This window comes from Enterococcus spodopteracolus (assembly GCF_030441955.1).
Classification (GTDB): Bacteria; Bacillota; Bacilli; order Lactobacillales; family Enterococcaceae; genus Enterococcus_B; species Enterococcus_B spodopteracolus.
The window spans coordinates 1-551 of sequence record NZ_JARJHD010000087.1 but is presented as its reverse complement, the minus strand read 5'-3'; the positions used below and the strand labels follow the sequence as shown (position 1 = coordinate 551).

The 551-nt window shown below is 40.5% G+C and carries 2 protein-coding genes; both read left to right on the top strand.

Translation table 11 applies throughout. The annotated features are described in order from the left end of the window. On the top strand, window positions 1-216 hold a 216-nt coding region (locus P3R27_RS14670; RefSeq protein ID WP_301357603.1), incomplete at its 5' end, for an LPXTG cell wall anchor domain-containing protein. A gap of 4 nt (window positions 217-220) precedes the next feature. Then, the coding region (locus P3R27_RS14665) for a WxL domain-containing protein (protein WP_301357605.1) at window positions 221-551 on the top strand (331 nt) is incomplete at its 3' end.

Below are 551 nucleotides of genomic sequence, written 5' to 3'. Positions count from 1 at the left end.
CCAGAGCCAGCACCCGAAGTTGAGGTAAAACCAATCTTCCCCAAAGAAATCGCTCAAACACCATCAGAAGTGACAAAGAGCGAGCATAACAAATTACCACAAACGAACGAGAGTCAGATGAATATTTGGAAAATATTGGGTATTTTGATTATCATCGTTACTCTTAGTTTTTGGAAACACAAAAAGAAAAAAACAAATAAAGAAAGTAGGATTTAAATACATGAAATTCGTTAGATTAGCAACCATTGCCGCATTAAGCTCCACCATTTTTGCCGGAGGAATCACAGCCTTCGCAGCTGAACTACCCGAGGAAACATCAAAAGAAGTACGTAATGTCACTACGGATGGAACGATTGAATTTACACCAAATGAAGAGGAAGACCTAGTCGTTATTCCACCAGAAGATGGGCCAGATGTAGACATTGAGCCTGAAGTGCCAGGAACAACAGGTCCGTTATCGATCATGAAAGCTGCCACGATGAACTTTGGCTCACAAGTGATCTCGAATCAAGATCAAACCTACAATATGATCGCAGAAAAGCAACAAAAAG